Raw genomic sequence first — 8,573 nt, forward strand, 5'->3', positions numbered from 1 at the left:
AGATCCCCTTAAGCGCGAGGTTGTTGGCCTCGGTCCCGCCGCTGGTGAAGACGATCTCGTCCGGTGCGCAGCCGAGCAGCGCGGCAACCTCGGCGCGAGCCTGCTCGACCAACGCCCGCGCCGGTGCGCCGGCCCAATGCAGGCTGGACGGATTGCCGAAGGCGTCCGCGATTGCTGCCTGCATCGCCTGCGCAACGGCCGGGGCGATCGGTGTGCTGGCGTTGTAGTCGAGATAGATCCGGGTCAAAACACCAAGACCCGATCCGCCGCCAAGGTCGCCTCGGCCAGCGCTTCCATGGTGCTGCGGCGCGTGCCCTCGATCAGCTCGGCATCAGTGATACCGCGCGCATCCAGACAGGTGCCGCAGAGCAGGACATCGCCGCCGCGCGCGATCGCCTTCACCATCAGCTCCAGGTTGTAGTAGCCCTGCGGCACCTTCTGCCCGGACTTGGCGCAGGCGACGGCATCGGCCATGAGAAAGACGGTGACATGGGTGTCCTTCCCGGCGAGTGACTTGGCGAGGCGTAAACCATTGAAGCTGCGCTCGGTGCCGTAGGGCGGATCGTTGAGGATGAACAGAACCTTGGACATCGGTTACTCCTGTGGTGGTGTTGCGGTGTCCGGGCAGGCGTGTCTCTGCGCGGACGATGGGTGTTTCGGAGCCGGTCGACCCTGCAGTCGGATCGCCGGACGCGACAGGAGGGCGAGTGCCGAGATCGGTTCGAGCGCGATTGAGCCGGTTTGCTTACGGCCGAGCATCCGGCGGCTGCTCCTCCCAGCGCCGCCGATTGATCGCATAGTCGGTCACCTGCCCGATGAAGGGCAGCACCAGCATCCCGTCGAGCCGATCGACCCGGCGTGGATCGCGATGGTCGCGAATCCCGATGGTCATACCCTCGTGGCCGGCCCGCGGCTGGTCACGGTAGGTGCCGAGCAGGCGATCCCACCAGGACAGGTTGAAGCCGAAGTTGGAGTTGGTCTCGTCGTCCTCGATCGAGTGGTGGACGCGGTGCATGTCGGGCGTGACCACGAACCAACGCAAGGCGCGGTCGACCCCGGGCAGCAGACGCACGTTGGCGTGATTGAACATGGCCATGCCGTTGAGGATGACCTCGAAGAGGATCACCGCGACGACCGGCGGGCCGAGTGCGGCGATGGCCGCGAACTTGATCAGCATCGACAGGACGATCTCGATCGGGTGAAAGCGCGCGCCGGTGGTCAGGTCGTAGTCCAGGTCAGCGTGATGGACCCGATGCAGCCGCCACAGCGCAGGCACGGCATGGAACAGCACGTGCTGCACCCAGACGACGAAGTCGAGCACGACGACGGCAATGAGCACCGCGAGCCAGCCCGGCACATCGATCGCGTTGAGCAACCCCCAACCCTGCGCGCTCGTAAAGAGCGCCATCCCGACTGCTGCCGCGGGAAACAGGATGCGCAACACGACCGTATTCAAGACGACCAGCCCGAGGTTGCTGGTCCAGCGTTGCAGTCGGGTCAAGGTCCGCGCACGGCGTGGGGCGCGAACCTCCCAGATCGCCATGAGCGCGAAGATGCCGAAGAAGAACGCGAGGCGGATCGTCGCCTCGTGGGTCTGAATGAAGCTGTCCAAAGGGTGTGCCTCCGACTGCCGGGATGGCCTGATGAGATCGATATTGGCAGATCGCAGATCGACTATCAACCGATATGTTGAATGTTTTTAACTACCGATTCAGGGGGTTTTTCCGGTCTTGTTATCAAGCTCGGCAGCGCCGCCATGCGTCGCACGCCGGCGATCGACGTCGTGCCCGATGAATCATCTGAACCACCGAGTGCTTAGCTGGATACTGTTCCTAGACCATCAACCATCACCTACTAACTTGCGAGAAACAGATGATGGAAGCACAACGATTTCTCACCATCGACGACCTGCTAACCTGGCCCGGCGACGAGCGCGTCGAGCTGATCGACGGCGAGATCGTGCAGCGGCCGATGAGTCGTTTCGAGCATGGGCTGGCGCAGTCGGGATTGGTGGAAGAGACGATTCCCTTAAAGCGTCTAGGCGGCTCGGGCGGTTGGTGGATCGTCCCGGAGATCAGTGTTCGTTACAATGAACACCACTGTCCCAGCCGCGACCTAGCCGGCTGGCGCAAGGCGCGGCTGCCGGAGCGCCCGTCCGGCATCATGACCGTGCTGCCGGACTGCGTCTGCGAGATCCTCTCCCCGGGCCACGAGCACAAAGACACGGTCAGGCACTTCCTGCGCCTGCAGCGTGCGGGCGTTCCCTTCTATTGGATCGTCGCACCCGAGGACCGGGCACTGATCGCCTATGCCCTGGATGCCGGCGGATACCGTGCCGTGTTCACGGCCGAAGGCCCGGACGAGACCTCCGCCAAGGTGCGCATCCCGCCGTTCGAAGCGATCGAGATCGACTTGGGCCTCCTGTTCGGCGACCTGGCATAAAGCGGCAACCTCTGCTTCCATTCCGGGTTTAACCTCAACCACTTGGAAGCCGCCCGCTTCCGAAGCACGCATCAAGACGCGCGCTGCCGGGTCTATAATCGGGTCAGCTCGGAGCCATCCACCGCAACGCTCCATAGGAGGCCATGATGTCCGTCGCACCCCAACCGCATCTTTCGTTCGACGACTGGCTCGCCATCGAGCGGACCGCGACCGACCAACGCAGCGAATACATCGCTGGCGAGGTCTTTGCGATGGCCGGCGGCACCGAAGAGCACAATCTCATCGTTGCCAACATGGTCCGCGAGCTCGGCAACCAGCTCAAGGAACGACCCTGCCGCGTCTACCCGAGCGACATGAAGGTCCATATCGCTGCCGCCGACGTGGGAACCTACCCGGACGTGATGGTGATCTGCGGCGAACGCGAGTTCTACGAGGGCCGGCGCGACATGGTCACCAATCCGACCTTGATCGTCGAGGTCTTGTCGGACTCCAGCGAGGCCTACGACCGCGGCGACAAGTTCCGGCATTATCGAAGCCTCCGGAGTCTGCAGGCCTACCTGCTGCTGTCGCAATATCGAATGCAGGCGGAGCTGTTTCTCCGCCAACCGGACGGGACCTGGAGTCTGAGCAGCTACCAGGATCCGTCGGATTCCATCCCGTTGCGCGTCGTCGAGGCGGAGCTGTCGCTGGCCGAGGTCTACGACAAGGTGGAGCTGTCGCGGTAGCATGAACCGCCTACTCGTCGGCCTTTCCCTGCTGCTCTACCTGACCATCGCCGAAGGTGGCGGCGTCGGCGCCGGGGGCCACGAGGGCGCGCATGCGGCAGCGCAGACCTCGGCTGCCTACCCGCCCGAGTTGCAACGCCGGCTGGCGGCGGCGCTCGCGGCCAAGGGACCGGACTACCGCCCGCGCACCGAACATCTGCTCCCCGATGGCCGGCCTCGTTACACCAACCGCTTGATCCTGGAGGATTCGCCCTACCTCATCCAGCATGCGCACAATCCGGTGGACTGGTATGCCTGGGGGCCGGAGGCGTTCGAGCGCGCCCGCCGCGAGAACAAGCCGGTGTTCCTCTCCATCGGTTACTCGACCTGCCACTGGTGCCATGTGATGGAGCGCGAGAGCTTCGAGGACAGCGCCATCGCCGAGCTTCTGAACAGGCATTTCGTGGCGATCAAGGTCGATCGGGAAGTCCGCCCCGACATCGACCAGGTGTACATGACCGCCGTGCAACTGCTCACCGGCACCGGCGGCTGGCCCATGTCGAGCATCCTCACGCCGGAGGGCGAGACCATCGTCGCCGGAACCTACTTCCCGCCCGACGACTTCAGCTCACTGTTGCAACGCGTCAATACCCTGTGGCAAGCGCAGCCGGAACAGATGCGCGCCCGGGCGGCCGAGATCGCCCGCGCCGTCGCCGCGGCACTTGCCGTCGACGCCCAAGCCGCCGAGCTCGGAGACCGGATCGTCGATCGGGCCGTCGCGAGTCTGCTCGACCAGCATGACGCGCTGCAGGGAGGTTTCGGCGACGCGCCAAAGTTCCCGCAGCAGCCGCGGCTCGCGCTGTTGCTCGACCAGGCGCTGCGCCGGGACGACCAAGCCGCCCTGACGGCGGCCGTCTTCACCCTGCAGAGCATGGCGCGCGGCGGCATCCACGATCAGGTCGGCGGCGGCTTCCATCGCTACGCGATCGACAACGACTGGCTGGTGCCCCACTTCGAGAAGATGCTCTACGACCAGGCACAGCTCGCGCGCCTTTATCTGGCCGCCTGGCGTCTGACCGGTGACCCGGAGCTGGCACGCGTGGCCCGGCGCACGCTGGACTTCGTGCTGCGCGATCTGACCTCCCCGGCGGGCGGCTTCTATTCCGCCACCGACGCAGAAAGCGAGGGCGAGGAAGGACTCTTCTTCCTATGGACGCTGGACGAGCTGATGTCCGTGCTGCCGCCCGAGGACGCCGACCTCGTCATCGCCCTCTACGGAGTGACCGAATCCGGCAATTTCGAGGGGCGAAACATCCTGCATCTGCCGGTCGCGCCGGAGCCGTTCGCCGCCGCCCGCGGTTTGACCCCGACAGAGCTGTGGAAGCGCATGGACGCCATCAATGAGCGTCTCTACCGGCACCGAGAGGAGCGCCCGCATCCGCATCGGGACGAGAAGATCCTCACCGCCTGGAACGGCATGATGATCGCCGCACTCGCCGAGGTCGCCGATGCCTTGGGCGAGCCCCGCTACCTGAGCGCTGCCGAGCGGGCCGCCGAGCTGCTCTGGAGCGAGCAGCGTCCGGCGCCGGGTCGAATCAACCGCGTCTATCTCGACGGACGCACCGCGCAGCCGGGGCTCCTGGAGGACTACGCCTTTCTCGGACAGGCCATGATCGCGCTCTATGACGCCACCGGCGAGCAGCTCTGGTTGACGCGGGCCCGCGAGATGGCCGAGGCACTTTGGGAGCGCTTCGCCGATCAGGGCGAAGGCGGTCTCTTCATGGGCGAGGCCGCCGAAGACACGCCGCTGATGACGCGGCCGAAGGAGGTCACCGACGGGGTCATGCCGTCCGCCACCTCGGCGGCCCTGCAACTGCTGGCGGAGCTGACCCGGCGCACCGATGAGTTGGCATACGAGCGGCACGCGAGCTCGCTGTTGGCGAGCACATCGGGCCGGGTCGCGCAGGTGCCGAGCGCCTTCCCGGCGCTGCTGACGGCGCTGAACCTGATGCGCCACGGCGACACCGGACACCTGCAATACGCGGCACGGGGCGCCGTGCGCGCCGACGCCCGCATCAGCCCGCGTGACGATGGCAGCGCAAGCCTGGTGATCGAGCTGACCCTGCGACCGGGCTGGCACGTCAATGCCTACCGGCCACTGCAGGACGAGCTCATCGGAACGACCCTGCGCACGAGCGGGGAAAGTGAGGACTGGCGGATGGCGACGCCCGCCTACCCGACCCCGGAGATCCTCCGCCTCGGTTTCCAGAGCGAGCCGCTGGCGGTCTATCAGGGAGACGTCCGGATCGAGACGACCCTCGCGGCAAACCCGCAACAGCGGGCCGATCCCGGCGAGGAGCCAGGCGTATGGCTACCCTTCGAGCTGCGTCTGCAGGCGTGCAGCGACGCGATCTGCCTGGCCCCGGAGACCCTGGTCCTACAGGTTCCGCTGTCTTTCGCTGAAACAGCCCGCTTCGGCACGGATTGAGGTTTCAGTGTCCTTTTCACTCTGCCGCTAAACCGCGTCCAGAGCGAGATGCTCACTTCACGAGTGAACTCGACGTTTGGTGCATCCAAGGCCCTTGGCGGGGACGCGGTTTAGAATCATGTATTTTTTAATCTCTTAAACCGCGCCGGCTCCAGCGGTCGTCAACTCCGCCGAGGCCGATCCCATCCAAAAACATCGCATACCGCGCTGGGCGCGGTTTAAAGCGTCGGCCGAGCGACGGTAGCTCGTCGGGCGCCGAATCGGGGTCTTTCGCGGGACGCCGTCAAGGCTTCGGGAGATAGGGCACAAGCTGCTCCACGGCCGCTGCATCGTCGAACTCGGTGCCGCCCACGGCACGGATGATCACCCGACCTTCCGGGTCGATCACGAAGCTGGTGGGAAGGCCCTTCACGCCCCAGTCCTGAGCAGCTTGTGAATTTGTGTCGAGCAGGAGCGGAAAGGTCGGCGCCGGATCCAGTTGACCGGTGAAGGCGAAGACAGTGTCCATGTCCTCGCCGACGTCTACCGCGAGGACCATCAGACCGCGCTCCTTGAACTGCTGATACAAACGCTCCATCGACGGCATCTCCCGACGGCACGGCGGGCACCAGGTGGCCCAGAAGTTCACCAAGACCAACCGGCCTTTGAAGTCGGCGAGGTCGTGCTCGACCCCGTCGATATCCTCCAGACGCAGCGGCGGCGCCGGTGCGGGATCCTCGATCACGGTGAGTCGGTGGCTCAGGGGCGGCAGATCGGCGGCGGCGCCGGCTCCGACGGTGCCGAAGCAGAGGAAAAGGACCGGCAAGACCGACAGGCCTGCGTGGATCCGGTCATTCGGTGCAAAGAACATCGTCGAGTCTCCCCTCGTAGGTTTGGTCCGCGATCGTCCAACGAGCAATCAAATCGAAGCGACTGCCGGACGGAAGCCCCGTGGCCAACATGCCTTGATTCCACTCCCCGGGCGCATAGGACTGCTCCGATGGGAACTGGGCCCAGCGGAAGGCGAGACGCGCCGAATCGGGCACGCCGCGCGCCGTCCATTGCGCCAGCCAGTCCTCCAACGGCGGAAGGGGACGGACCTCGTCGTTGTGTTGGGCCTCCCAGTCGGACAGGCGAAAGTCGATCTCGCCGGGCGCAGTGTCGTTGCGCAGGACGGTCATGTAGACGCAGGCATCCGCAAAGACATCCGCATCGGCTAGGTCGAACCCGCGGGCGACATAGAAGGCGCGGACCTGGTCGGGCAGGAGTTGAGTCAGCGAGACGCTCACGCCGTGGGCTTGGGTTTCATAGGTGGCTGCGCCTGTCTCGGGATCGAAGCGGACGGGCTCCGCGCTGATCGGGAGAGCTCCAAGGACAGCAACGACGGCGACGGCCGCCGCGGCGCGACGGACGGACGGGCGGCAGGGATGCGCGCCGTTCGGACCGGTTTGAAGTATGAATCGCACAGGCTAACGCTCTCCGTAGTCGGGTCGATCGGCTTGGAGCTGCGGCGCGACGCAGAGGTACACCCGGCGTCGGGTCCGCCGGCGGGACGGTCCGTGGTGGACCGAAAGAGGCAGGCGCCGCACAATCGCGGAGTCGTCTCTCGTCGCCGGGCCGGGACCTATACTGACCGCTCGCCGAACCGCGAACAACCCTTGAAACGACACGCCCGCAACGACCTTTTATCCTCATCCACCTGTAAACTTTCCCGGACATCCATGACCGAAAACAGCACAAATACCATCGCCGACGGCAAGTATGTCGAGCTCACCTATCTCGTTCGCGACAGCAAGACCGGCGATGTGCTCACCGAAGTCTTGCGCCCCCTCAACTACGTTCACGGGGTGAATGAAATATTGGCGCCTACGATCACGCGCGAGCTTGAGGGCAAGGCACAAGGTCAACGTGTCGACCTGCTTGTCGACTGCAATGAGTTGTATGGTCCGAGAGACGAGTCTCTCGTGATGACCGAGAAGGTAGCTGTCGTGCCGCGTGAGTATCGCCAGGTCGGCACCCGGATCCTGATGGAGAACACGCTCGGTCAAATGAAAAGTTTTCTGGTGACCAAGATTGAAGGAGACAGGATCACCTTCGACGGCAATAACCCGCTCTGCGGCAAGGAGGTCATCTACCAGGTGAAAGTCCTGTTGGTCCGCGATGCGACGGCGGAAGAAATGGAGGGCGGCGGAAACGACGGGGCAGACCCCGGGACCTGATTCAGAGGCTTGAACGATCGAAACAGCGGGGCGTCCTGCCCCGCCGGAGATCAGGGGCGCTTCGGGGTCTTGTAAGCGGCCTCTTTTTGGAACGATTCCCAGATTGTCTGATATCCGACGAAACCCTTCTCATTGGCTTCCATTTGCTTGGTTTTGTGGAAGCGCACCTTGCCTTCCGGAACCTTTGGTCTGCTTTTGGTTTGCTCGCTCATAAGTCACCTTCTCTAGACAGGATTTGCAGGGCCTCGTACACGAACTCATGCGTGTAAGAGTTTTCACCGCAGTGAGTTAACGTTTCATCCGACGTGCGAAATGTCAGGTACGGATGGACTTCCTTTCCGTCGACTTCGATCGCCGACGTGTCATCGATCGTACTGGCAACACTGAACGCAATGCTTGCTGTCGCTTCTTCGAGCTTTTCATCACTCAAGCCCGCTTCCTGCAGCTTGACCCTGATACTCTGCACCAGTTCGCGGACCAGTTTGAACTGCTGTTCTTCAAATAGCGTCGGGTCGAGGTTCAGCTGCATACTCTCTCACTCGTGGCGGAAGCCATGGCTCACGTCTTTTCCATCATTCGCTAGAGAGGTACGGGCTTTACACCCGTGAGCGCGGGCGGCATTTCAACCTTGCCCCCGGCTGCCATCTCTGCCTCGGTCGCATCTCGCACGGTCAAGATCTCAAGCTCAAACACGACTTGCCGACCGCACAAGGGATTATTTCCGTCAACCGTCAACGTCTT

Annotated in this window: 11 protein-coding genes; 4 read left to right on the plus strand and 7 right to left on the minus strand. The window is 64.0% G+C overall.

What is annotated here, in order from left to right:
* The 3 genes from VLR48_RS11365 to VLR48_RS11375 all read right to left on the minus strand — a co-directional run.
* The coding region (locus VLR48_RS11365) for an aminotransferase class V-fold PLP-dependent enzyme (protein WP_325291897.1) at positions 1 to 247 on the minus strand (247 nt) is incomplete at its 3' end.
* Positions 244 to 591 (minus strand): DsrE/DsrF/TusD sulfur relay family protein, encoded by a 348-nt coding sequence (locus VLR48_RS11370; protein WP_325291898.1) that lies wholly within the window; start codon positions 589 to 591, stop codon positions 244 to 246. The genes VLR48_RS11365 and VLR48_RS11370, both read right to left, overlap by 4 nt.
* 154 nt (positions 592 to 745) lie before the next feature.
* On the minus strand, positions 746 to 1,612 hold the full coding sequence (locus tag VLR48_RS11375) for a sterol desaturase family protein (RefSeq protein ID WP_325291899.1): 867 nt from the start codon (positions 1,610 to 1,612) through the stop codon (positions 746 to 748).
* A 263-nt stretch (positions 1,613 to 1,875) separates the two neighbouring features.
* Between VLR48_RS11375 and VLR48_RS11380 the strand changes: the two genes are divergently transcribed.
* The 3 genes from VLR48_RS11380 (at position 1,876) to VLR48_RS11390 (ending at position 5,634) form a co-directional block, all read left to right on the plus strand.
* The gene (locus VLR48_RS11380; protein WP_325291900.1) at positions 1,876 to 2,442 is read left to right on the plus strand and encodes a Uma2 family endonuclease; all 567 of its coding nucleotides are present in this window, start codon (positions 1,876 to 1,878) and stop codon (positions 2,440 to 2,442) included.
* Between the two features lie 146 nt (positions 2,443 to 2,588).
* A complete protein-coding gene (locus VLR48_RS11385; RefSeq protein WP_325291901.1) occupies positions 2,589 to 3,167 on the plus strand; it encodes a Uma2 family endonuclease in 579 nt (192 codons plus the stop codon).
* 1 nt (position 3,168) lies between these two features.
* Positions 3,169 to 5,634, plus strand: a complete 2,466-nt coding sequence (locus VLR48_RS11390) for a thioredoxin domain-containing protein (RefSeq protein WP_325291902.1) — start codon at positions 3,169 to 3,171, stop codon at positions 5,632 to 5,634.
* Positions 5,635 to 5,917: 283 nt separating this feature from the next.
* Here VLR48_RS11390 and VLR48_RS11395 read toward each other — a convergent pair whose 3' ends face one another.
* Positions 5,918 to 6,484 carry a TlpA disulfide reductase family protein gene (locus VLR48_RS11395; RefSeq protein WP_325291903.1) on the minus strand — a complete coding sequence of 189 codons (567 nt, stop codon included), beginning with the start codon at positions 6,482 to 6,484 and terminating at the stop codon, positions 5,918 to 5,920.
* Positions 6,465 to 7,079, minus strand: coding sequence for a hypothetical protein (locus VLR48_RS11400; protein WP_325291904.1), 615 nt, complete (start codon positions 7,077 to 7,079; stop codon positions 6,465 to 6,467). Before VLR48_RS11400 ends, VLR48_RS11395 begins: the two co-directional genes overlap by 20 nt.
* A 255-nt stretch (positions 7,080 to 7,334) precedes the next feature.
* Between VLR48_RS11400 and VLR48_RS11405 the strand changes: the two genes are divergently transcribed.
* Positions 7,335 to 7,832 (plus strand): peptidylprolyl isomerase, encoded by a 498-nt coding sequence (locus VLR48_RS11405; protein WP_325291905.1) that lies wholly within the window; start codon positions 7,335 to 7,337, stop codon positions 7,830 to 7,832.
* 50 nt (positions 7,833 to 7,882) lie between these two features.
* Here VLR48_RS11405 and VLR48_RS11410 read toward each other — a convergent pair whose 3' ends face one another.
* Together VLR48_RS11410 and VLR48_RS11415 are read right to left on the minus strand one after the other, a co-directional pair.
* Positions 7,883 to 8,044, minus strand: coding sequence for a hypothetical protein (locus VLR48_RS11410; protein ID WP_325291906.1), 162 nt, complete (start codon positions 8,042 to 8,044; stop codon positions 7,883 to 7,885).
* Positions 8,041 to 8,361: a hypothetical protein gene (locus tag VLR48_RS11415; protein ID WP_325291907.1), complete on the minus strand. Its 321-nt coding sequence runs from the start codon at positions 8,359 to 8,361 to the stop codon at positions 8,041 to 8,043. The genes VLR48_RS11410 and VLR48_RS11415 overlap by 4 nt, the downstream gene beginning before the upstream one ends.
* Between the last annotated feature and the right edge of the window lie 212 nt (positions 8,362 to 8,573).

The sequence above is a fragment of the Thiocapsa sp. genome (assembly GCF_035467215.1).
Lineage (GTDB): Bacteria > Pseudomonadota > Gammaproteobacteria > Chromatiales > Chromatiaceae > Thiocapsa.

What these genes read in the sequence shown, in the direction of transcription:
- VLR48_RS11370 (WP_325291898.1), bottom strand. Translation starts at nt 591, where the DNA reads ATGTCCAAGGTTCTGTTCATCCTCAACGATCCGCCCTACGGCACCGAG.
- VLR48_RS11380 (WP_325291900.1), top strand. Translation starts at nt 1,876, where the DNA reads ATGGAAGCACAACGATTTCTCACCATCGACGACCTGCTAACCTGGCCC.
- VLR48_RS11385 (WP_325291901.1), top strand. Translation starts at nt 2,589, where the DNA reads ATGTCCGTCGCACCCCAACCGCATCTTTCGTTCGACGACTGGCTCGCC.
- VLR48_RS11390 (WP_325291902.1), top strand. Translation starts at nt 3,169, where the DNA reads ATGAACCGCCTACTCGTCGGCCTTTCCCTGCTGCTCTACCTGACCATC.
- VLR48_RS11395 (WP_325291903.1), bottom strand. Translation starts at nt 6,484, where the DNA reads ATGTTCTTTGCACCGAATGACCGGATCCACGCAGGCCTGTCGGTCTTG.
- VLR48_RS11405 (WP_325291905.1), top strand. Translation starts at nt 7,335, where the DNA reads ATGACCGAAAACAGCACAAATACCATCGCCGACGGCAAGTATGTCGAG.
- VLR48_RS11410 (WP_325291906.1), bottom strand. Translation starts at nt 8,044, where the DNA reads ATGAGCGAGCAAACCAAAAGCAGACCAAAGGTTCCGGAAGGCAAGGTG.
- VLR48_RS11415 (WP_325291907.1), bottom strand. Translation starts at nt 8,361, where the DNA reads ATGCAGCTGAACCTCGACCCGACGCTATTTGAAGAACAGCAGTTCAAA.